Origin of the sequence: Synechococcus sp. RSCCF101 (assembly GCF_008807075.1) — a bacterium.
In the GTDB taxonomy this organism is placed as follows: domain Bacteria; phylum Cyanobacteriota; class Cyanobacteriia; order PCC-6307; family Cyanobiaceae; genus RSCCF101.
In genome coordinates this window covers 1-21,075 of the sequence record NZ_CP035632.1, presented here as the reverse complement: position 1 = coordinate 21,075, position 21,075 = coordinate 1, and the positions used below count along the sequence as shown (strand labels likewise).

General features: G+C 69.6%; 17 protein-coding genes, 1 tRNA gene, 1 other RNA gene and 4 pseudogenes. 15 read left to right on the top strand and 8 right to left on the bottom strand.

Annotated elements, in window-relative coordinates; genetic code table 11:
• Positions 1-5 precede the first annotated feature (5 nt).
• From EVJ50_RS00110 to EVJ50_RS00100, 3 genes are read right to left on the bottom strand one after another with little or no spacing between them, the layout of a single operon-like run.
• Positions 6-1,388 carry an FAD-binding oxidoreductase gene (locus EVJ50_RS00110; RefSeq protein ID WP_150881817.1) on the bottom strand — a complete coding sequence of 461 codons (1,383 nt, stop codon included), beginning with the start codon at positions 1,386-1,388 and terminating at the stop codon, positions 6-8.
• A 34-nt stretch (positions 1,389-1,422) separates the two neighbouring features.
• Positions 1,423-2,679 carry an amidohydrolase family protein gene (locus tag EVJ50_RS00105; RefSeq protein WP_150881816.1) on the bottom strand — a complete coding sequence of 419 codons (1,257 nt, stop codon included), beginning with the start codon at positions 2,677-2,679 and terminating at the stop codon, positions 1,423-1,425.
• Complete coding sequence (locus EVJ50_RS00100) at positions 2,676-3,152, bottom strand: DUF4359 domain-containing protein (protein WP_225322979.1); 477 nt, start codon at positions 3,150-3,152, stop codon at positions 2,676-2,678. Before EVJ50_RS00100 ends, EVJ50_RS00105 begins: the two co-directional genes overlap by 4 nt.
• Positions 3,153-3,203: 51 nt before the next feature.
• On the opposite strand from EVJ50_RS00100, the gene EVJ50_RS00095 reads away from it, so the two are divergent.
• Positions 3,204-3,276 (top strand) — tRNA-His (locus EVJ50_RS00095).
• Between the two features lie 6 nt (positions 3,277-3,282).
• Here the strand turns inward: EVJ50_RS00095 and EVJ50_RS00090 are convergent.
• Both EVJ50_RS00090 and EVJ50_RS00085 read right to left on the bottom strand, forming a co-directional pair.
• The gene (locus tag EVJ50_RS00090) at positions 3,283-4,377 is read right to left on the bottom strand and encodes a DUF1611 domain-containing protein (RefSeq protein WP_150881815.1); all 1,095 of its coding nucleotides are present in this window, start codon (positions 4,375-4,377) and stop codon (positions 3,283-3,285) included.
• Entirely contained in the window at positions 4,364-5,476 is a 1,113-nt protein-coding gene (locus EVJ50_RS00085) for a dipeptide epimerase (protein ID WP_150881814.1), read from the bottom strand. Before EVJ50_RS00085 ends, EVJ50_RS00090 begins: the two co-directional genes overlap by 14 nt.
• Positions 5,477-5,563: 87 nt before the next feature.
• Here EVJ50_RS00085 and glsA point away from each other — a divergent pair, with 87 nt between their 5' ends.
• The 6 genes from glsA (at position 5,564) to ftsZ (ending at position 12,712) form a co-directional block, all read left to right on the top strand.
• Entirely contained in the window at positions 5,564-7,438 is a 1,875-nt protein-coding gene (gene glsA / locus EVJ50_RS00080; protein WP_150881813.1) for a glutaminase A, read from the top strand.
• A 32-nt stretch (positions 7,439-7,470) separates the two neighbouring features.
• Entirely contained in the window at positions 7,471-8,892 is a 1,422-nt protein-coding gene (gene miaB / locus EVJ50_RS00075) for a tRNA (N6-isopentenyl adenosine(37)-C2)-methylthiotransferase MiaB (RefSeq protein WP_370455625.1), read from the top strand.
• Positions 8,893-8,956: 64 nt separating this feature from the next.
• Positions 8,957-10,111 carry a D-alanine--D-alanine ligase family protein gene (locus tag EVJ50_RS00070; protein WP_150881811.1) on the top strand — a complete coding sequence of 385 codons (1,155 nt, stop codon included), beginning with the start codon at positions 8,957-8,959 and terminating at the stop codon, positions 10,109-10,111.
• The gene (locus tag EVJ50_RS00065; RefSeq protein WP_150881810.1) at positions 10,108-10,518 is read left to right on the top strand and encodes a hypothetical protein; all 411 of its coding nucleotides are present in this window, start codon (positions 10,108-10,110) and stop codon (positions 10,516-10,518) included. The genes EVJ50_RS00070 and EVJ50_RS00065 overlap by 4 nt, the downstream gene beginning before the upstream one ends.
• Positions 10,506-11,345, top strand: a complete 840-nt coding sequence (locus EVJ50_RS00060) for an FtsQ-type POTRA domain-containing protein (protein WP_150881809.1) — start codon at positions 10,506-10,508, stop codon at positions 11,343-11,345. Before EVJ50_RS00065 ends, EVJ50_RS00060 begins: the two co-directional genes overlap by 13 nt.
• Positions 11,346-11,596: 251 nt before the next feature.
• Positions 11,597-12,712, top strand: coding sequence for a cell division protein FtsZ (ftsZ, locus tag EVJ50_RS00055; RefSeq protein WP_150881808.1), 1,116 nt, complete (start codon positions 11,597-11,599; stop codon positions 12,710-12,712).
• Between the two features lie 138 nt (positions 12,713-12,850).
• Here ftsZ and ffs read toward each other — a convergent pair.
• An RNA gene (gene ffs / locus EVJ50_RS00050) (signal recognition particle sRNA small type) lies at positions 12,851-12,947 on the bottom strand.
• 37 nt (positions 12,948-12,984) lie between these two features.
• On the opposite strand from ffs, the gene panB reads away from it, so the two are divergent.
• The gene (gene panB / locus EVJ50_RS00045; RefSeq protein WP_150881807.1) at positions 12,985-13,806 is read left to right on the top strand and encodes a 3-methyl-2-oxobutanoate hydroxymethyltransferase; all 822 of its coding nucleotides are present in this window, start codon (positions 12,985-12,987) and stop codon (positions 13,804-13,806) included.
• Here the strand turns inward: panB and EVJ50_RS00040 are convergent.
• Positions 13,727-14,922: pseudogene (locus EVJ50_RS00040) on the bottom strand (coproporphyrinogen-III oxidase family protein); the annotation flags it as partial. The gene panB and the pseudogene EVJ50_RS00040 overlap by 80 nt on opposite strands.
• A 137-nt stretch (positions 14,923-15,059) precedes the next feature.
• Between EVJ50_RS00040 and EVJ50_RS00035 the strand changes: the two are divergent.
• The 7 genes and pseudogenes from EVJ50_RS00035 to EVJ50_RS00010 all read left to right on the top strand — a co-directional run bounded on the left by EVJ50_RS00035 (position 15,060) and on the right by EVJ50_RS00010 (position 20,578).
• Positions 15,060-16,140: pseudogene (locus EVJ50_RS00035) on the top strand (PIN/TRAM domain-containing protein).
• A 29-nt stretch (positions 16,141-16,169) separates the two neighbouring features.
• Entirely contained in the window at positions 16,170-16,847 is a 678-nt protein-coding gene (locus EVJ50_RS00030; protein WP_150881806.1) for an ATP-dependent Clp protease proteolytic subunit, read from the top strand.
• Between the two features lie 48 nt (positions 16,848-16,895).
• Positions 16,896-17,503, top strand: a pseudogene (locus tag EVJ50_RS00025) (ATP-dependent Clp protease proteolytic subunit).
• Between the two features lie 72 nt (positions 17,504-17,575).
• Positions 17,576-18,571: a ketol-acid reductoisomerase gene (gene ilvC / locus EVJ50_RS00020; RefSeq protein WP_150881805.1), complete on the top strand. Its 996-nt coding sequence runs from the start codon at positions 17,576-17,578 to the stop codon at positions 18,569-18,571.
• Positions 18,572-18,579: 8 nt separating this feature from the next.
• Positions 18,580-19,005, top strand: a complete 426-nt coding sequence (locus EVJ50_RS00015) for a hypothetical protein (RefSeq protein ID WP_150881804.1) — start codon at positions 18,580-18,582, stop codon at positions 19,003-19,005.
• Positions 19,006-19,493: 488 nt separating this feature from the next.
• Complete coding sequence (locus EVJ50_RS14435; protein WP_191964802.1) at positions 19,494-19,661, top strand: hypothetical protein; 168 nt, start codon at positions 19,494-19,496, stop codon at positions 19,659-19,661.
• A complete protein-coding gene (locus EVJ50_RS00010) occupies positions 19,658-20,578 on the top strand; it encodes a CobD/CbiB family cobalamin biosynthesis protein (protein WP_370455535.1) in 921 nt (306 codons plus the stop codon). The genes EVJ50_RS14435 and EVJ50_RS00010 overlap by 4 nt, the downstream gene beginning before the upstream one ends.
• A gap of 112 nt (positions 20,579-20,690) precedes the next feature.
• Here the strand turns inward: EVJ50_RS00010 and EVJ50_RS00005 are convergent.
• Positions 20,691-21,060: pseudogene (locus tag EVJ50_RS00005) on the bottom strand (sugar transferase); the annotation flags it as partial.
• Positions 21,061-21,075: the final 15 nt, after the last annotated feature.

The following is a 21,075-nucleotide window of genomic DNA, read 5'->3' as shown; positions in this document are numbered from 1 at the left end:
CCGCCTCAGGACGATGGCCGCGGGCCCGTCCAGCCCCGGAGTTTGCCGGGGTTGAGCAGGCCCGCGGGGTCAAAGCGGTGCTTGGCCTCCACCTGATCGGCATCCACCACCCCGAGGCCGCCATCCTCCACCGTGAGCACATGGGGGTTGAAGATCACGGCACCGTGGCTGCGGCAGTCCTGCATCAGCGCCTCCAGGGCCTCCGCCCCGCTCCAGCGCAGCAGGGGCAGGCCAGCCAGCCGAGCCGCGCCCTGCTGACGCACCGCCTCCAGGTGCCACAGCAGCTGGCCCTGCCAGCGCGCCCGCATCTCGCGCAGCATCGGAGCGGGGTCGGGCGGCAGGAGCATCTGCAGGTAGGTCCAGCCGGGGTCGTGGGCCCGCATGTGCAGGGTGGTGTGGTTCCAGCACAGCTCCCGCAGGGGGCGGGCGGAGCCCGGCTGTTCCGGCCGCTGCAGGATCACGGTCCCCCCCTGGGCCGGCAGCCACTCCTCCAGGAAACGGCTGCCGCACGGATCCACCAGAAGGGCCAGCCGCGCTCCGGCCACCGGGGGGCAGCCCGCGGGCCAGGGCAGCCGGTCGCACACGCCGCGCTCGAAGACCGCCAGCTCCTGCAGCTCGATCGCCGCGCCGGCCAGGGCCTGGCTGAGATCCAGAGCCGCCTCCAGATCGGCCACTTCCACCACCAGCTCATGCCACCTCTCCGCCGGTGCGGTAGCCAGACGCAGGGCCGTGATCACCCCGTTGGTGCCGTAGGCGTGATTGATCGGGCGGCTGGCGGCGGCATCGAGCCTCAGCCGCCTCGCGTCCGGCTCCATGGTCACCAGCTCGAGACCCAGCAGATGACCGGGATCCCGGAGGAAGCCCCAGCGGATCGAGCCGATGCCGCCGGAGCCCCCGGCGATGAAGCCACCGATGCTGGCGGTGCGCCAGGTGCTGGGCATGAGGCGCAGGCTGCGGCCGCAGCCCGCCAGCTGCTGCTCCAGCCGGGCCATCACGCAGCCGGCCTCCACCTCCACCACACCGGTCTCGGCATCGATGGAGCGCACCGCATCCAGGCGGGAGCAATCCAGCACCACGCCGCCGCGCAGCGGCACGCACTGGCCGTAGTTGCCGGTGCCGGCTCCCCGCACCGTGAGCGGCACGTCATGAGCGGCGCAGGCGGCCACCAGGCGCTGCACCGCATCCACGCTGCCGGGCCTCGCCACGAGCTGGGCCCGGCAGCCCAGCAGGAGATCCGAGAGGGCCGGTGAGTAGTCGTGGCAGTCGCGCGAGAGGCGCTCCAGCTCCGCGGGCCGGCGCAGCAGGGTGAGCGCCGGGATTGCCTCCAGAGCGCGGGCGAGATCCTCGATCGCGGCCGCAGTGGGCGGCGGCGGCAGCGGGGCGGACATGGACTCCGGCCAGAACGGCGGCACTCCGGGAGGTCTACCGCAACCAGATGCCACAGCGCAGCACGCGGCGGGCCGGGGGCCGGGCCAGCAGGTCCGACCAGTCGCGGGCCTCCAGCGCCACCAGATCCGCCGGAGCCCCCTGACGCAGCACACCGTCCCAGTCCTGCCGGAGGATGCGCGCGGGTGCCGTGGTGAAACAGGACAGGCCCAGGCGGCTCCAGGGCAGGAGCTGGGCTGCCGGCACCGAGAAGCGCAGCAACTCGATCGGATCGAGGTCGCCGCCCGGGAACCAGGGATCCTGCACGTTGTCGCTGGCCACCGCCACCGTCACGCCCGCCTCCTGCAGCTGGGCGATCGGAGCCAGCGGACGTCGCACCGGTGTGCGGCCGGGGCGGCGACCCAGCAGCCAGAGGTTCGTCAGCGGCAGGGCCACCACCGCGATGCCGAGGGCCTCCAGCCGCTGCGCCAGGCGCCCGCAGGCCCGATCGCTCATCAGGCCCATGCTGCAGGCGTGGCTGCAGGTGATCGGACCGGTGGCGGGCAGGCCCCGCCGCCGGTCCCGCTCGAGCGCAGCGGCGAGAGCCAGCAGACCACGGCCGGGATGGTCATCGCCTTCATCGATGTGCAGGTCCATCCCGAGCCCGCGGCTGCGGGCCAGCGCCAGCAGAGCCTTCAGGCCGCCGCCACGACGGGGATCGCGCGGAAAGGGAGGGCCGACCACGCCGCCCAGCAGCCCGCCGGCGGCGGCCACCCGATCGGCCAGCGCCACGCCGGCCGGCGTGGACCACTGATCCAGGGGCACCATGGCAACCAGGTCCAGCTCGATCCGGCCGCGCCACTGGCGCCGCAGCGTCGTGAGGGCATCCCAGCTGGCCGCCGCACCGGGGCCGAGGCTGTCCACATGGCTGCGGATCGCACGAACGCCGTAATGCCAGGCCCGCTCCAGCGCTGCGTTGGCGCGGGCGTGGACCGCCTCCGCGGTTCGCAACCCATGCTCCTGCATGTTGGCCGCCAGAGCCCCGTCCATCGAACCCTCACGGTTGGGGTGCTCCCTCCAGGTGAAGACCTTGTCGAGGTGGGCATGCGCCTCACAGAAGGTGGGCAGCACCAGGGGTGCGCTGAGGTCGGAGGGTTCCGGCAGCGGCTGCACCTGCTGCAGGCGGGCCTCGCGCCACCTCAGATGAACGGCCTGCCAGCCGTCCCCGTGGCTGGTGGCCGGGGCCGGTGCCCGTGGATCCAGGAGGCAGCGGGGAACACGGGCCCGGAGCTCACCGCTGCAGGGGTCGCTCACCGGTTGCGCGCCTGTCCGGATGACGACTCCGAACCGGTGCCGGCCTGGCCATCGGACGCGTCATCGTCCTGATCGAGGCGGGGAAGGGTGTGGAAGCGACCCGCCACCGCCAGGGTGGTGACGCTGAAGCGCGGCAGACGCAGTCCCGGCAGCAGAGCCTGACCACCCAGCTCGGTGGCATAGAGGCTGAACAGACCCAGATTGACCCGGCGGGTGTGGCTGCGGGCGAGGCGTCCGAGCGCCGAGCGCTGGTCCTGCACCAGGCGCTCGCAGTCCTGAGCGATCAGCTGAAACAGCAGCGGCAGCCCTCCCCGGCCGCAGAGGTCCTCACTCAGATGGCGGGCGATGCGCTCGCCGGCGTAGTCCTCGAAGGCCTGCGGGTCCGGATTGCTCATCACCAGAGCGGTGGCGGAGAGGGCCAGGGCCGCGGCCCCGGCGATGGAGAGCCCGAGGGAGGCTCGCGACGCGCTCACAGCGGCCTCACAGGGGTTCCGGTGTCGATTGGGTAGATTGTCACCGACATGGCGGGCGTCGCCAAGTGGTTAAGGCAGCGGCTTGTGGCGCCGCTATTCGGGGGTTCGAATCCCCTCGCTCGCCCTTTCGTCATCCCTGGCTCTCCAGCAGCGCCTCGAGGATCCGATCCGCCCCATGGCGGACCGGATCGTCGCAGACCAGGCCCAGCTGATCCTCGTGCCGGTGACACGCGGCACGAGCCTCGGTGTCCCCGAGCCCTGAGGTGTTGAGAGCCAGCGCCCGGACGCCCGGCGGCGTGGAGCCCGCGGGGATGGCCATCGCCGCCACGGCCTCCACGGTCGACCGCAGGACATCCAGCGGGGGAATCGCCACGCCGGGCACACGGTCAACACCCGTCTGACCGGCCCGGTGCACCATCAGCAGGTCGGTGGGCTGGCTGCCGCGCAGCAGCGGCAGGGTGGCGCTGGAGCCCGGATGGCAGAGGGAGCCCTGGCCCTCCACCAGCACCAGGCCATCGGGGGCCAAGTCGGCGGCGGTGCCGAGCACAGCCCCCTCCACAGCGCCGGGGGCGTAGTCCACCCGCACGGCATCGAGAGCCACGCCACGGCCTGAGATCAGGATGCCGGCCTGGCCGGTGCCCACGAAACGGGCGGCCACACCCCGGCGCCGGGCCGCCGCCAGCACCTCCAAGCAGGCGCTCATCTTTCCCACGGCCATGTCCGTGCCGATGGCCAGCACGCGGCGCTGCGGCAGCCCGGCGGCCCGGGCGGCAGCCACCGCCAGACCGGGCGGCTCCCGGCGCAGATCCCAGATGCGCTCGAGGGGGACCCCGCTGGCCCGCACCTCCTCGTCGTCCGCCAGCCGCGTGTGGAGGCCGTTGGCCACACAGAGGCCGTGGCGAAGCGCCGCCAGCACATCCCGGCGCAGCGGCCCGCTCAGGCGCCCCCCCGATGGCGCCAGGCCGATCACCGCCACCTCGGGGCGCCGGCCCAAGGCCTGCTCGATCGAGGCCACGACGGGCACCTCCCGCGCCACACCGGTGAGGGACTGGAGATCCCCGCCCGCATGCTCCGGATCCACAACCGCCACGATGGGCCCGCTGCGGTAGCGCAGCATCGCCAGGCCGGTCTTGCCCCCCAGGCCCTTCAGGCCGCCGTGCTGAAGCAGCACCACACGGTGGTGATCGCGCAGCGGCGGGAAATCCGCCGGGTCAGGAGCGGGCATCGGCGGGCTCATCCCGTGTCCGGCTGTCCATCGTGATGCCCAGGCCGATGCCATGGGGTGGACTGAGGCGATCACCCTGCAGGGGCAGGCCCCGGAACGGGTCATCCAGCAGATTGAGGTGGCTGTCCAGGTCGGGCCAGCGGGCGAGCGGCAGCAGCTGGGCCGCCGCACCGTTGAGCAGCCCGCCGTCGGAATAGCAGCCCAGCATCACCGAGAGGCCCAGCCGGCGAGCCGTGCGGGCCATCAGCAGCCCCTCGCTCAGCCCGCCGCTCTTGAGCAGCTTGATGTTGATGCCGTCCACATGGGGTGCCAGCCGCAGCAGATCCTCCAGATCCCAGCAGCTCTCATCGGCCACCAGCGGCATCGGGCACTGCGGATGCAGGGCCGCGAAGCCGGCACTGTCGTGCCGCGGGTCCGGATCGGGCGGCAGGGGCTGTTCCAGCAGGCTGACGCCGCAGCGCACCAGATCCGGCATCAGACGGAGGGTGGATTCCACGGTCCAGCCGCCATTGGCATCCACCTGCAGCTCCAGGGGCTGCCCGTGCTCCTCACGCCTGCGCTCCAGCGCGCCGGCCACGGCATGCAGCAGCAGCCGGTCATGCCCTGGGCCATCCGAACTGCCCAGCTTGAGCTTGATGCGGCTCGCCGGCAGCTGGGTCCACCAGCGCTCCAGGCGGGAGAGAACGGCCCCCACCGTGCCCAGACCGAGCGTCACGCTGGTGGCCAGCTGACCCGTCTCGCTCTGCAGTCCCCAGAGCTGCCAGAGGGGCCGATTCAGCCAGCGGGCCCACCAGTCGAGCAGAGCCAGATCGAGGCCGCAGCGCGCCGGCGGCGACAGGCCGGCCAGAAGCGACTCGAAGGCCTGGGGCATCCGCGGATCCAGGCCACCCAGATCGGGCGGCAACGCCTTCAGCTCAGCGGCCACGGCATCGGTCTCATAACCACGATGACCGGTCTCGAAGCCACCGGTTTCCCCGATGCCCACCAGGCCCTCATGGTCCAGCCGAACCTCCAGATGGGTCACGGCCGACGTGGTGCCCCGACTGATCGCCAGAGGCACGGCCTTGGTGAGGCGAAAGGGGCGGATGCGGATCAGCATCGGCGCGGGCCCTGGCAATGAGACCGGGTCTCAACCTGCCACAACCTTCCCTTGCGGGAACCTGGAAGGCCGCCTCCGGATCGCGCCATGCCCACACCTGCGGCGACGTCCTCGCTGATCCAGGGTCTGCTGAATGAGGTCCATCAGAGCCTCATCGGCCGGCGCGACGGCCGGCTGGCGGACTACATCCCCGAGCTGGCGCGGGCCAGTCCCGATGCCTTCGGCATTGCGGTGGCCACCAGCGACGGTCGTCTGTACAGCGTCGGCGACAGCGAGACACCCTTCACCATCCAGTCGATCTCCAAGCCCTTCAGCTACGCCCTGGCGCTCTCGCTCCTCTCTCCCGAGAAGATGCTGCAGAAGGTGGGGGTGGAGCCATCCGGAGAGGCCTTCAACGCCATCAGCCTCGATCCGGACAGCGGGATTCCGATGAACCCGATGATCAACGCCGGTGCCATCGCCACCACGGCCCAGATCTGGGCGCACGACCCCGATGGCGCCGAGGCCGGGCTCCTGGCCTTCTACGCCGGGCTGGCGGGCCGGCCCCTGGAGGTGGACGAAGCCGTGTTCCGCTCCGAACGGGACAGCGGCCACCGCAACCGGGCCATCGGTCACCTGCTACGCAATGCCGGGATCATCGAGACCGACCCCGAGGCCTCGCTGCAGCTCTACTTCCGTCAGTGCTCGGTGCAGGTCACCTGCCGGGATCTGGCGGTGATGGCCTCCTGCCTGGCCTGCCAGGGACGCCATCCCTTCCGCGGCACCCGGGTCATCGATCCGGAACTGAGCAGCGCCGTGCTGGCGGTGATGGGCAGCTGCGGCATGTACGACTACAGCGGCCAGTGGCTGCACACGGTCGGAATGCCGGCCAAGAGCGGTGTGGGAGGCGGCCTGCTGGCGGTGGTTCCGGGCCAGCTGGGCCTGGCGGTGTACTCGCCACCCCTGGATGCCTACGGCAATTCGGTGCGCGGGGTCGCGGTCTGCGAGGAGCTCTCACGGCGATGGCAGCTGCATCTGTTCGACCAGCCGCCCCGCTCAGGCACCACCATCCGTTCCGCCACCACCGCCTGCACGCGGCATTCACGGCACTGGCGCGACCGGGCGGAATGCGCCGTGCTGGATCGGTGCGGGGATCGCATCCGGGTGCTGCAGGTGCAGGGAGTGCTCGACTTCGCAGCCACCGAGGAGCTGCTGGCCTACATCGAGCCCTGCGCGGAGCCGGGCAGCTTTCTCGTCCTCGATCTGGCTGGGGTGCTGGACGTCTCACGCATCGGCATCGACCTGCTGCGGCCGGCGTTCGAGACACTCCACCGCAGCAGCGTCACGGTTCTGCTCTGTGGCCTGGGCCATCTGGCGGATCCGCTGCAGGAACTGCTCCGCATTGAGAACGTGGCCGTGTACCCCGGTCTCGATCCCGCCATCGAGGCGGCCGAAACACTCCTGCTGGAGGACCGGAGCAGACCGGATGACGCTGATGACCGGACAGGGCCGGAGGCTGGCGGTGCGGCCGATCTCCTCGGCCAGCTGCCCGATCCCTGCCCCGGCCAGCTGGCGCGGCTGATGGAGGTGCGCTGCTACGCGGCGGGCGAGACGGTCTGCCGCGCAGGGAGTGAGGCCGATGCCCTGTTCGTGATCGAGGCCGGCAGCTTCAGTGCGGTGCTCGATCGTCCGGGCGCGCAGCGGCCGGTGCGGCTGGCCACCTTCGGACCGGGGGTGTGTTTCGGCGAAGTCGCCTTCGTCACCGGCAGTCGCCACGGTGCGGACGTGGTGAGCGAGACGGAGGGCTGCTGCCGTGTGCTGAGCCGCGCGGTGTTCGAGCAGCTCGAGCGGAGCGAATCGGCGCTGGCTCTGGCGCTGATGCGCCTCCTCTACCGGGAGACGGCCCGCAAGCTGACGCTGGCGAGTCAGCAGCTGAGCCTGCTGGAACAGCCGGAGGTGCAATGGCCCAGACTGCCCTCATGACCTCGACGCTGAGCCCTCATTCCGTCAGGCCCCTGAGCGGGCCGGCCGATCCGGAGGAGACCGGCGCCGCCGCCGGCAGGACCTACTGGATCACCACCTTCGGCTGCCAGATGAACAAGGCCGATTCCGAACGGATGGCCGGCATCCTGGAGTCGATGGGCCTGCGGCCGGCGGAGACGGAGCAGAGCGCGAGCGTCGTTCTCTACAACACCTGCACCATCCGCGACAACGCCGAGCAGAAGGTCTACAGCCACCTGGGGCGACAGGCCCAGCGCAAGCGCCTGGACCCGAGCCTGACCCTGGTGGTGGCCGGATGCGTGGCCCAGCAGGAGGGTGCCGCCCTGCTGCGGCGGGTGCCCGAGCTGGATCTGGTGATGGGTCCCCAGCACGCCAATCGGCTGGAAACGCTCCTGCAGCAGGTGGCCAACGGTCAGCAGGTGGTGGCGACCGACGAGCACCACATCCTCGAGGACATCAGCACGGCCCGCCGCGACAGCAGCGTCTGCGCCTGGGTCAACGTGATCTACGGCTGCAACGAACGCTGCACCTACTGCGTGGTGCCCGCGGTCCGGGGCAGGGAGCAGTCGCGGCTGCCGGCGGCGATCCGCTCCGAGATCAAGGGGCTCGCCGCGCGGGGCTACCGGGAGGTGACCCTGCTCGGGCAGAACATCGATGCCTACGGCCGCGACCTGCCCGGCAGCACGCCGGAGGGTCGACACGCCCACACCCTCACCGATCTCCTCCATGCCGTGCACGACGTGGACGGGATCGAACGGTTTCGATTCGCCACCAGTCACCCCCGCTATTTCACCGATCGGCTGATCGACGCCTGCGCCCAGCTGGACAAGGTCTGCGAACACTTCCACATCCCCTTCCAGAGCGGCGACGACACCATCCTCAAAGCCATGGGCCGTGGCTACACGGTCGCCCGCTACGAGCGGATCATCGAACGCATCCGGCAGCGCATCCCCGATGCCTCCATCAGCGCCGATGTGATCGTGGCCTTCCCGGGCGAAAGCGACGAGCAGTTCCGGCGGACCCTGACCCTGATCGACCGCCTGGGCTTCGATCAGGTGAACACGGCGGCCTACTCACCGAGGCCGGGCACGCCGGCGGCCACCTGGCCGGATCAGCTGAGCGAGGAGGTCAAGGTGGCACGGCTGCAGGAGCTCAATGCCCTGGTGGAGCGCTCGGCCCGATCGCGCAGCCGCCGCTACCTGGGACGCTGCGAAGAGGTGCTGGTGGAGGGAGCCAATCCCCGCCGCAGCGATCAGCTGATGGGCCGCACCCGCACCAACCGGCTCACCTTCTTCCCGGCCCGGCTCGCCGATGGCACGGCGATCCCCACCGGCGCGCTTGTGCAGGTGCGGATCGAGGAGACGCGCCCCTTCTCCCTCAGCGGCACGGCCCTGGCGTTGTCCCCTGAACCGAAGCATCAATCCTCGGGGGGCTGACGGACGCGGCAGCGCTGATACCTTTGGCCGACCCAGGTCTGCGGCGCCAGGCCGCAGTCGCCGCATGCCTTTCGCTCCCCCCCTCTCCATCGGTCTTCTGTTCGGCGGCGCCTCCGGGGAGCATGCGGTGTCGATCCGCTCGGCCCGCACGGTGCTGCAGGGGCTGAGGGATCCGCTCAACAGGTCCCGCTATCGGGTCATTCCGATCTACATCGACCGCCAGGGAGGCTGGCAACCGCCGGAGGTGGCGGAGACCGTGCTGGAGCGGGGGGAGCCTGATGAGCCGGCCGCCGCGGCCGAGACGCCATCCGGCTCGCCTTCCGACTCATCCGAAGCCTCTCCCCGAGCGGGCTTCCGGGGTCTGCCCGCCGCCGCCGAGGCCGTGCAGGTCTGGTTCCCCGTCCTGCACGGCCCCAACGGAGAGGACGGCACCGTTCAGGGACTGTTCACCCTGATGGGAACGCCGTTCGTCGGCTCGGGGGTGCTGGGGTCGGCCATGGGCATGGACAAGCAGGCCATGAAGGCCGCCTTCGCGGCTGCCGGGCTGCCCCAGGTGCCCTATCGATCCTGCGACCGCACGCGGGTGATGAGCGATGGCGAGGCGCTGGCCGCCGAACTGGAGCAGGCCCTCGGCTACCCCTGCTTCGTGAAGCCGGCGAACCTCGGGTCCTCGGTGGGCATCAGCCGCTGCAACAGCCGGGAGGAACTCCGCACGGGCCTTCTGGAAGCCTGCCGTCACGATTCCCGTCTGGTGGTGGAGCAGGGCGTCAGCGCCCGAGAGCTCGAATGCGCCGTTCTGGGCGGCCGGCGGCTGGAGGCCTCGGTGGTGGGGGAGATCCGCTTCGACGCCGACTGGTACGACTACACCGCCAAATACAGCGACGGACTGAGCCACTGCCTGATCCCGGCCGAGATCCCGGACGGCATCCGTGAGCAGATCCGCCGACTGGCCGTGGCCAGTTGCCGGGCCGTGGCGGCCAGCGGACTGGCTCGCGTTGACTTTTTCTACGAGCCCGGCGTGGAGCGGTTGTGGGTCAACGAGATCAACACCCTCCCCGGATTCACATCCCAGAGCATGTACCCGATGCTCTGGCAGGCCTCCGGCGTGCCCCTGCCGGAACTGGTGCACCGCCTGATCCGGCTGGCCCTGGACGACGATGCCGCCGCGCCGGCCAGCGAGGATGGGGCGGCCGTCGGGGTCACCCCCGCATTGCCATGACCCAGGGTCTCCTCTGGCTTCCGCTGCTCCTGTTCTTCGTTCTGCTCACCGCCCTGGGCTGGCTGGAGCGACGGCGACAGGGCCTGTTCCGAACCTGGGCGACCGGCTCGGAACTGGCCAAGCTCGACGGCCAGGGAGCGGCGCGGCTGAAGGACGGTCTGCTGAGCTGGGCGAGTTTCGAAGCCGGCAAGCTCAACCCCCAGGGTGAATTCCGGGTCCGTCAGCTGGAGCTGCTGGAGCTGCTGGCCCTCGACACGGGCGAAGCGCCCCTGACCGAGGAATCCCAGGGCCAGTGCCGGATCCGCCTGGTCGGGGCGGGACAGCAGGCGGATGTGCCCTTCGCCGATGCCGACCGGGCCCGGCTCTGGATGGATGAACTGATGGCCCGCTGCCGATGCGATCTGTGACGCCCCCGGTGCGATCGCGGGTCCGCTCCCCCGGCGCTGAACGGCGCCGGCTGATGCGCCGCCAGAAGCAGTGGGAGGGCCTGGCCAACGCCTGGCGGCTGCTGTTCTTCCTGGCCGCGGCCGGCGGCCTGGGAGTGCTCGTGCTGGATCAGGGCTGGCAGCTGAGCCGTGCCGACCAGGTGGTGGTGAGCGGCAGCGAACGGCTCGGACGGGAGCGGGTGCTCGAGGCCCTGGAGCTCTCCTTCCCCCGCACCCTGCTCGATCTGGTGCCCAGCGAAGTGGAGGAGCGCCTGGGCACCATGCTTCCGGTGCAGGAGGTGCACGTGCAACGGCGGATGCTGCCCCCACGCCTCATGGTCCGTCTCACGGACCGGGATCCCCTGGCGCACGCGGAACGTCCGACCCGCTCCGGCGTGGAGGCGGGGCTCGTGGACGGCGCGGGGCACTGGATGGACCGCTCTCTGCTGGCTGCCGGCGAGGAGCCTCTCACCTCGATCCGGGTGCTGGGCTGGCAGCAGCGCTATCGCCCCACGCTCGAGCAGGTGCTGGAGCGTCGCGACGGCATGGGCAGCCCGCTCTCAAGAGTGCGGTTCGAGAGCAATGGCGAGCTCTGGCTGAGCACCGAGGCCCTGGGCGATGTGCTGCTGGGCTCCGATGACGGTCGCCACCCGGAGCGACTGGCCGTGATGCGGCACCTCACGAGCAAACTGCCCCAGCAACTGAGCGGACGCCGGCTCGTGAGCATCGATCTCACCGATCCCGAGCAACCGGAGCTGGGGATTGCGGCGAAGCCAGCCAGTGCCTCTGCACAAGCGGAAACCGACTGATCCACACGGCCACCGCGCGCCGGCGCAACGGATCCTCAGGGACGTGAGGCACACATCCGTCAAGAGCGAGGGCAGATCCTCAGGCACCGGGGTTGCATTTCCACGCAAATCGGGCAACTGGCTGGGATCTTTCGGAAAACCGAAGCCAATGACGACATAATGCTGCGGAACTCGAATGGTGTGGCCCACAGGTGCAGACGGACACCACGCTTCCCATTCCCCTTGCGACCTCTGATCCCGAGCATGCGGCGATGACCCACGCCAACGGCAGCCCCAACGGCATCGTTCCCAGTCAGAGCGCGAGGATCGAGGTGATCGGGGTCGGAGGTGGTGGCAGCAATGCGGTCAACCGCATGATCGCATCGGATCTCGAAGGTGTCGGCTACCGGGTGCTCAACACCGACGCCCAGGCTCTGCTCCTCTCGGCAGCCCAGCACCGCATCCAGCTGGGCCAGAAGCTGACCCGGGGGCTGGGAGCCGGCGGCAACCCGACCATCGGGCAGAAGGCGGCCGAGGAGTCGCGCATGGAACTGCAGCAGAACCTGGAAGGCGCCGATCTGGTCTTCATCGCCGCGGGCATGGGTGGGGGCACCGGCACGGGTGCCGCCCCGGTGGTGGCCGAGGTAGCCAAGGAGGTCGGCGCGCTCACGGTCGGCATCGTCACCAAACCCTTCTCCTTCGAGGGCCGCAAACGGCAGCGCCAGGCCGATGAGGGCATCGCCCGCCTCGCCGAGCATGTCGACACACTGATCGTCATTCCCAACGACCGTCTGCGGGACACGATCTCCGGAGCACCGCTCCAGGAAGCCTTCCGCTCAGCCGATGACGTACTCCGGATGGGCGTCAAGGGCATCACCGACATCATCACCCGACCCGGCCTGGTCAACGTGGACTTCGCCGACGTCCGTTCGGTGATGAGCGAGGCCGGTACGGCCCTGCTGGGTGTCGGTGTCGGGTCCGGGCGCTCCAGAGCGGTGGAAGCCGCTCAGGCCGCCATCAGCAGCCCCCTGCTCGAGTCCGCCCGCATCGATGGAGCCAAGGGCTGTGTGATCAACATCAGCGGTGGGCGCGACATGACTCTCGAGGACATGACAACAGCCTCGGAAGTCATCTACGACGTGGTGGATCCCGAGGCCAACATCATCCTCGGTGCCGTGGTGGATGAGCGGCAGGAGGGAGAGATCCATGTGACGGTGATTGTCACCGGCTTCGAAGGCAGCGAGAGCTATCGCTCCGAGCGGCCGGCCCAGCCCCACTTCTCCACCGTGCCCACATCGGCTCCCAGCACTCCGGCACTCGGCGAGGGGGCCGGAGCGGCCATTCCGGAGTTTCTGCGCAAGCGCAAGGAACGTCCCGATCACCCTTGAGATGCATTCAGGAGTCAGAGTTCTGTGGATCTGACTCCTGAATATTCAATTCAATGTCCACCGTGATGCGAACGAAGAGCCATGCACCATTAGCTGGATCGGCGCTTGTTCGCTGAACGCAGCAGCTCCGGTGAAATGGGTGACTCGGAGTCCACGCCTGCTCTGAGCATCCCGTGTGGCTGCTCCCTTCCGGTCCTGACCAGATTTGGGCGTCGGAACCGCATGGGTCCGAGTCAGTCAAATGCTAGCAAGGGCGCTGGTGGTTCTCTGCCGTGCGTCCTGACGATCTGATCCGATACAAACGCCACGGCCGGCCGATCCTGGCGCTCACGGCCTGGGACGCTCTCTCGGCCCGGTGGGTGCAGGACTCCGGTGCCGATGTGCTGCTGGTGGGAGATTCCCTGGCCATGACCGCCCTGGGCCATGCCACAACCCTTCCGGTCACCCTGGAGGACATGCTGCACCACTGCCGGGCTGTAGGGCGCGGGCTCCTGCCCCCGCCCCATCTCCAGCCGCTGCTGATCTGCGATCTGCCGTTTCTGAGCTACCAGTGCGGACCGGATGACGCGGTGGCGGCCGCCGGCCGCGCCCTCAAGGAGGCGCCGGCGGCCGCGGTGAAAGTGGAGGGCGCCGAGCCCGAGATCCTGGAGGTGATCGACCGGCTGGTGCGGATGGGCATCCCGGTCATGGGCCACGTCGGCCTCACGCCCCAGTCGGTGCATCAGCTCGGCTACCGCCGCCAGGGCGGCGATCCGGTGAGCCAGGAGCGCCTGGAGCAGCAGGCACTGGCCCTTCAGGCCGCCGGCTGCTTCGCACTCGTGCTGGAGCACATCCCCTCAACCCTGGCCGGCCGACTGCGCCATCGCCTGAGCATCCCGGTGATCGGCATCGGTGCCGGTGACGACTGCGACGGCCAGGTCAGGGTCAGCGCGGATCTGCTGGGCCTCAGCGAGGCCGCCCCGCCCTTCAGCCCGCCACTGCTGGAGGGGGGTCGGCTGTTCGGGGAGACCCTGCGGGACTGGGTTCTTCAGCAGCAGCAGCATCCGGCCACGCATCCCACCAGTCGAGCAGCTCCCGCAACGGGCCATTGCTGAGGGCCATTCCCTCCGGTTCGCTGAGCCACCAGCGCCCCCCGGCACGCTGCAGCAGGCCGCTCTGGAGCCAAGGCTGCCAACGCTGGATCAGGTCGGCCAGGGCGGCGGGTTCAATGGCGCAGGCCTCAGCCAGCCGGCTCAGGTGCACCCCCTCCCGGCGCCGGAGTCCCACCAGCACCTGCTCATCGAAGGGCAGCAGCGCCAACAGGCCGGGTTCAGGAGCCTCTGATGGGGTCAGCCGATCCCGCAACCAGGCCTCGTAGGCAGCTCGGGTCCGGGGCCGGCTCTCCCTTGTGCCCGCAGGGGCGCTGGTGGCTCCCAGCCCGAAGCCCCACCAGCCGGCGCCGCTCCAGTAGACGCGGTTGTGGCGGGAGGCGTGCCCGGGCAGGGCGAAGTTCGAGATCTCGTAGTGGCCATAGCCGTGACGCGCCAGTGTGGCTGCGGTCTGGAGCATCAGGTCCGCCGCCAGATCCTCGTCGGGCAGTACCAGGGCGCCCCGGTCGCGCTGCCTGGCGAACACCGTGCCGGGCTCCACGCTCAGGTCATAGATGGAGAGGTGCGGAGGGCCGAGCGCGATCGCGCGGCAGAGCTGCTCATCCCAGCTGTGGCGGGTCTCGCCGGGAGCGGCCTGAATCAGATCCAGGCTCCAGCTGCGCAGGTCACCGCTCAGAAGGGCCTGCGTCAGCCAGCCTCCGGCCCGCTCCAGGTCAACGCGCCGGTGCCGCCGACCGAGACGCTCGAGCATGACGTCGCTGAAGCTCTGCCCCCGAGGCTGACGCGATTGATGCCGGCGTCCAGCATGCCCGCCAGGCGCGGACGGTCGAAGCTGGCCGGGTCCATCTCCAGGGTCACCTCCGCTCCGGGAGCCAGACCGAAGCGCTGCCGCAGGCTCCTGAGGATCCCGGCGATCTGATCGGGGGTACAGATGGAGGGTGTGCCGCCCCCCACGTAGATCGTGGAGAGCGGCGGTCCGTGCGGCGCGGCGTGGATCTCCCGTTGCAGCAGCTCCAGGTAGGCCTGCACCGAGCCGGATCGCCCCCCGTCCGCCCGATCGCCGAGGGGAACCACCGCGAAGTCGCAGTAGAAGCAGCGGCGATGGCAGAAGGGCACGTGCACGTAGGCACTGCGCGGCGGCCAGAGGCGGGGGCGGAGCCGATCACGAACTCACAACGCTGCGGCAGGGGCCCGGGCCGCACCGCGGGGAATGGGGCATGCTGCCCTCGTACCGCACGACATGGACCGGCACGCCTCTCATGGTGGAAGTCCTCATCCTGGTGCTGTTCCTGGTCTCGGGGGGGCGGCCGGATGGCTCGGCGTCGATCTGCTGCCCGAATCGATGCTGGTGCAGGTCACCAACCCGGAGGGGCTGCGCACGGTGATGGGGGGCTTCGGCGCCTTCTTCGGCCTGCTGGCGGGGGTCTTCTTCCAGCAGCTGCGCCAGAAGCTGATGCAGCAGGTGCGCACCATGCCCACCGACCTGCTGATCAGCCGGTCGGTGGGCCTGATCCTCGGACTGCTGGTGGCCAACCTGCTGCTGGCCCCGATCCTGCTGCTGCCGCTGCCGTGGGAGGTCATCCTGATCAAGCCGCTGGCCGCGGTGCTCAGCAACGTGTTCTTCGGGGTGCTGGGGTACAACCTGGCCGAGGTGCACGGCCGCACGCTGCTGCGGCTGTTCAATCCCGGCGCCGCCGAAGCGCTGCTGGTGGCCGATGGCGTGCTCACGCCGGCCTCGGCCAAGATTCTCGACACCAGCGTCATCATCGATGGGCGCATCCGTGCCCTGCTGGCCTGTGGCCTGCTCGAAGGGCAGGTGATCGTGGCCCAGTCCGTGATCGATGAGCTGCAGGCCCTGGCCGACTCAGCCAATGCCGAGAAACGGGGCAAGGGACGCCGGGGGCTGAAGCTGCTCACCGAGCTGCGCTCCACCTACGGCCGCCGCCTGGTGGTGAACAGCACCCGCTACGAGGGCGCGGGGGTGGATGACAAGCTGCTGCTGCTCACCTCCGACACTGGCGGGACCCTGCTCACGGCCGACTACAACCTGGCCCAGGTCGCCCGGGTCCAGGAGCTGCGGGTGATGAACCTCAGTGATCTGGTGATCGCCCTGCGGCCGGAGGTTCGCCCCGGTGACGAGCTCAAACTCAAGATCGTCCGCGAGGGCAAGGAAGCGCTGCAGGGGTGGGCTACCTCGAGGACGGCACGATGGTGGTGGTGGAAGGGGCGCGAGACCGCATCGGCCAGCGGCTGCCGGTGACCGTGACCGGCGCCCTGCAGACATCCGCCGGTCGCATGGTGTTCGCACGCTGCGACCACAGGCCCGCACACCCCCGCTAGGGTCGACACAGCACAACTCGCGAGCGGCGATGACGGTTTCGGCCCCTTATTACGGTGATTCGGCCGTGATGCGCACCCCGCCACCGGATCTGCCCTCCCTGATGTTGAAGGAGAGGATCGTTTACCTCGGACTGCCTCTCTTTTCCGACAACGACACCAAACGGCAGCTCGGCATGGATGTGACCGAGCTGATCATCGCTCAGCTTCTCTATCTGGAGTTCGACAATCCGGAGAAGCCGATCTATTTCTACATCAATTCCACCGGTACAAGCTGGTACTCAGGCGATGCGATCGGCTTTGAAACGGAAGCCTTCGCTGTCTGCGACACGATGCGCTACATCAAACCGCCGATCCACACGATCTGCATCGGCCAGGCGATGGGCACTGCAGCGGTGATTCTCTCGGCCGGAACCAAGGGTCAGCGGGCCTCGCTTCCCCACGCCTCGATCGTGCTGCATCAACCCCGCAGCGGCGCTCAGGGCCAGGCCACCGACATCCAGATCCGTGCCCAGGAGGTGCTGCACAACAAGCGCTCCATGCTCGAGATCCTCTCCAGCAACACCGGGCGCTCAGTGGAGGAACTGAGCCGCGACTCCGACCGGATGAGCTACCTCACCCCCGAACAGGCGAAGGACTACGGGCTGATCGATCGCGTTCTCGGAAGTCGCAAGGATCTCCCCAGCCCAGCCCCGGTACCGGTGGCCTGAGCCGCCATTCCCTCTTCCCTCCACACACCCTCAACAGACTTCCTGACCATGCCCATCGGCACTCCGAGCGTCCCCTACCGCCTTCCCGGCAGCCAGTACGAGCGCTGGGTCGACATCTACACCCGTCTCGGCGTCGAGCGGATCCTGTTTCTCGGGCAGGAGGTCAACGACGGCGTGGCCAACAGCCTGGTGGCCCAGATGCTGTACCTCGATTCCGAGGACAGCAGCAAGCCGATCTATCTGTACATCAACTCCCCGGCGGCTCGGTGACCGCCGGACTGGCCATCTTCGACACGATGCAGTACGTCAAATCCGACGTCGTGACCATCTGCGTCGGTCTGGCGGCCTCCATGGGTGCGTTTCTGCTCGCGGCCGGCACCAAGGGCAAGCGGGTGGCCCTGCCCCACAGCCGGATCATGATCCACCAGCCCCTCGGTGGCACGAGTCAACGGCAGGCCAGCGACATCGAGATCGAAGCGCGCGAGATCCTGCGCATGAAGGACATGCTCAACCGCAGCCTCGCAGGAATGAGCGGTCAGCCACTCGAGAAGATCGAGCGCGACACTGACCGCGACTACTTCCTCAGCGCTGCCGAAGCGAAGGACTACGGCCTGATCGACCGGGTGATCGAGGACCCCGACGCCGCGCGCAGCTGAGGCCCGGCCAGCCCGGGCCATGCAGGTCGCGCCGATACACTCATCGGTCTGTCTGCGCCTGCATTCCCACGGATGGCCACCCTGTACTACGACGCCGATGCTGACCTGAGCCTTCTCAACGGCAGAACGGTGGCGATCATCGGGTACGGCTCCCAGGGTCATGCCCATGCCCTGAACCTGAAGGACAGCGGCATCGATGTGGTGGTGGGCCTCTACGAGGGCAGCCGCTCGGCCGAGAAGGCCCGGGCCGACGGCCTTGAGGTGCTCAGCGTGGCAGAGGCCGCCGAGCGTGCCGACTGGATCATGATCCTGCTGCCCGATGAAGCGCAGCAGGCCGTCTACAGCGCCGAGATCGCACCGCACCTCAAACCGGGCAAGGTGCTCAGCTTCGCCCATGGCTTCAACATCCGCTTCGGCCTGATTCAGCCCCCGGCCGATGTGGATGTGGTGATGATTGCGCCGAAGGGCCCGGGCCACACCGTCCGCTGGGAATACCAGAACGCCCAGGGTGTCCCCTGCCTGTTCGCCGTCGAGCAGAACGCCTCCGGCCAGGCCCGCGAGCTGGCCATGGCCTACGCCAAGGCCATCGGCGGCACCCGCGCCGGCATCCTCGAGACCAATTTCAAGGAGGAGGCCGAGACCGACCTCTTCGGGGAACAGGCGGTGTTGTGCGGCGGCCTGAGCGCTCTGGTCAAGGCCGGTTTCGAGACCCTGGTGGAGGCCGGCTACCAGCCCGAGCTGGCCTACTTCGAATGCCTGCACGAGGTGAAGCTGATCGTGGATCTGATGGTCAAGGGCGGCCTGACGGCCATGCGGGAGTCGATCTCCAACACCGCGGAATACGGCGACTACGTGAGTGGCCCGCGCGTGATCACCGCCGACACCAAAGCCGAGATGAAGCGCATCCTGAGCGACATTCAGGACGGCACCTTCGCCCGCAACTTCGTGGCCGAGTGCGAAGCCGGCAAGCCGCGGATGGGCGAATGGCGTCAGCAGGACGCGGAGCATCCCGTCGAGCAGGTGGGTGAAGGTCTGAGATCGATGTTCAGCTGGCTGCGCGCCGCCTGATCGCCTGGGTGCGCTCGGGCGCCCGGTCCGCCGCATTGGCCTGGGGGTCCTCCCAGGCCGGATCCAGCCTGAGCCTGGCGGCAACCGCCTGGCTGGTGAGTGGCCTGAGCCGCTCGCCGCTGCTCAACGGCCTGCTGCCGGCGGTCGTCACCCTGCCGGCCCTGCTGCCCCTGCGGCCGAAACCCTCCGCCTACGGTCTCCAGCTACTCAGCCTGCTGATGCTGCTGGCCGCCAGCCTGGCCGGAGCCCGGAGCCTGCCAGCGCAGAACACGGTCTGGCTGATCGCCATCTGCTTCTTGCCAGCCTGCTGTTCGGGCTGGGGAGGGAGAGCAGTCAGCTGCCTCTGCAGCAGCGCCTGCTGGAGCGCCCCGGCGCAACGGCTGAGGGACTCCGGTCCGCAGCGGAGCTGGGCGGGCTGCTCGGATTGCTGCTGACCGCGCTGTTGTTTCCCGCCCCGGCCCAGTTCGCACCGGCCCTGGTGCTGTTGCTGCCGCTGGCCCTGAGCCAGAGCTCGCGCGCCGGGTCCGGGACGACAGCGATGGCAACGGCCGCCACCCGGACAGCATGCGGGCCAGGCTCAGTGGGGCCGGCCTGCTGCAGGGAGCCCTGTTCGGAGGCTGTTCGCCCTGCTGCCCCTGTGGGTGCGCACGGTGGATCAGGGCCGCTGCTTCGACTTCGCCATGGTGCTGGTGGCCTACGGACTCGGCCGGGCCCTCTGGGGAGTGCTTCCCGCCGGCATGCCCCGGCTCCGCTCCACGAGCGCCAGCTTTGCCGCCCTGGCGGCTCTGCTGGGACTCACTCAGCTGATGGCCGGCTGGAGCGCCGTGGCTCTGTTCGTTCCCATCGGCCTTCTCGCGGCCACGAGCGACGCAGCGTTGGCGGGAATCTGCCGGAGCGGACGGATCCCGGCCTGGCCTGGCAGGTGCTGCGCCGCTCGGGCGCAGTCGGCGGGCTGCTGGGAAGTGTGGCCATGGGTGCCATCGCCCAGGGCATCGGCCTCCAGTTGGCGCTGCCGCTGCTGCTGCTGCTCTTCCTGACGATGGCCGTGGTCCCCCACAGCTCGCGCCCCAGGCCCGGCGCGGTGCCGTGAAGCCATGGCACGAGCTCTGGAGCGCGCTGTGGCCCCTGGCACCGGTCCTGGCCGCCGTCGTCCTCGATGCCTGGATCGGCGACCCGCGTTCCTGGCCGCATCCCGTGCAGGTGATGGGGTGGGGCATCGAGCGCCTGCGCCACGGCGGGGAACGCTGGGCCGGCGATTCTCCGATCCGGCTGCGGCTGGCCGGCGGAGCAATCACGGCAGGCCTGGTGCTCGTGAGCGGTGGGAGCGGCTGGGTGCTGGAGCGCCTGGCCCTGCAGAGCCCCATCGGCTGGATCCCCCTGGTGGTGGCTTTGGCCAGTGCCCTCGCCTGGCGCAGCCTGACGGACGCGGTTCGGGGGGTGCTGGCCGCCCTGGCGGAGGACGACGGCAGCCTGAATGGCCCGCGCCGGCGACTGGCCTGGATCGTGGGACGGGACGTGGAGCGGCTCGATCGGGGCGGCATTCTCCGGGCCGCGGCGGAGACCGCCAGTGAGAACGCCGTGGACGGCGTCTTCGCCCCCCTGTTCTGGATGCTCCTCGGGTCGCTGGTCTGGCTGGCGGGAGCGCTGTGGATGCCGGGTCCACTGGCGCTGGCCTGGGCCATGAAGGCCGCCAGCACCCTTGATTCGATGCTGGGCTACCGGCGCGGGCGGCTGCGCTGGCTCGGGACCGCCGGCGCCAGGCTCGATGACGCCCTCGTCTGGCTCCCCGCGCGCCTGGTGCCCTCAGCCTGCCCCGGCGGCCGGGCTGTGGCGCGCTGGCTGCCGCTGTGCAGGCCGCTGCCCGCGATGGCCGGGCCGATGCCTCTCCCAACGCGGGCTCTCGGAAGCCATCTATGCCCGGTGATCGGGTGGAACTGGGCGGAGCCAACCACTACGGCGGCGAGATCACCATCAAGCCACCGGTGGGAGCGGGCGGCCGGTCGGTGACGCCCGCTGACATCGAGCGGATGCTGCTGCTGACCCGACGTCTGATGCTGATCTGGCTGGTGGGCGTCGCCGGCGTGGCTCTGGCAATCCCCGTCAGTGGATCAGGCTGATGTCAGTAGGCACCGCGATCCATCGGGAAGAGGATCACGCCAATGGTACGGATGATGATCGCGAGATCGAGCGCCACGTTGCGGTCGCGTGAGTAGCCAGATCGAGGCGCACCCGGCGCCGGTAGCTGAGGTTGTTGCGACCCGAAACCTGCCAGAGACCGGTGAGTCCCGGTCGGACCGAGAGCACCTCGTCCATGCAGGAGCCGTAGCGTTCCAGCTCGGCCGAAACGATGGCGCGGGCCGACCACGCTCATCTGGCCGCGGAGCACGTTCAGAACTGGGGCAGTTCATCGAGGCTGGAGCGGCGCAGAAAGACCCCGATCGGGGTGATCGGGGATCCCGCTTCAGCTTGAAGTCCCGTTGATACTCGGCCGCAGTTCGGGGACC

What these genes read in the sequence shown, in the direction of transcription:
- EVJ50_RS00065 (WP_150881810.1), top strand. Translation starts at nt 10,108, where the DNA reads ATGACCCAGGGTCTCCTCTGGCTTCCGCTGCTCCTGTTCTTCGTTCTG.
- EVJ50_RS00085 (WP_150881814.1), bottom strand. Translation starts at nt 5,476, where the DNA reads ATGCTGATCCGCATCCGCCCCTTTCGCCTCACCAAGGCCGTGCCTCTG.
- EVJ50_RS00110 (WP_150881817.1), bottom strand. Translation starts at nt 1,388, where the DNA reads ATGTCCGCCCCGCTGCCGCCGCCGCCCACTGCGGCCGCGATCGAGGAT.
- EVJ50_RS00030 (WP_150881806.1), top strand. Translation starts at nt 16,170, where the DNA reads ATGACGGTTTCGGCCCCTTATTACGGTGATTCGGCCGTGATGCGCACC.
- EVJ50_RS00070 (WP_150881811.1), top strand. Translation starts at nt 8,957, where the DNA reads ATGCCTTTCGCTCCCCCCCTCTCCATCGGTCTTCTGTTCGGCGGCGCC.
- ilvC (WP_150881805.1), top strand. Translation starts at nt 17,576, where the DNA reads ATGGCCACCCTGTACTACGACGCCGATGCTGACCTGAGCCTTCTCAAC.
- EVJ50_RS00090 (WP_150881815.1), bottom strand. Translation starts at nt 4,377, where the DNA reads ATGCCCGCTCCTGACCCGGCGGATTTCCCGCCGCTGCGCGATCACCAC.
- EVJ50_RS00060 (WP_150881809.1), top strand. Translation starts at nt 10,506, where the DNA reads ATGCGATCTGTGACGCCCCCGGTGCGATCGCGGGTCCGCTCCCCCGGC.
- ftsZ (WP_150881808.1), top strand. Translation starts at nt 11,597, where the DNA reads ATGACCCACGCCAACGGCAGCCCCAACGGCATCGTTCCCAGTCAGAGC.
- glsA (WP_150881813.1), top strand. Translation starts at nt 5,564, where the DNA reads ATGCCCACACCTGCGGCGACGTCCTCGCTGATCCAGGGTCTGCTGAAT.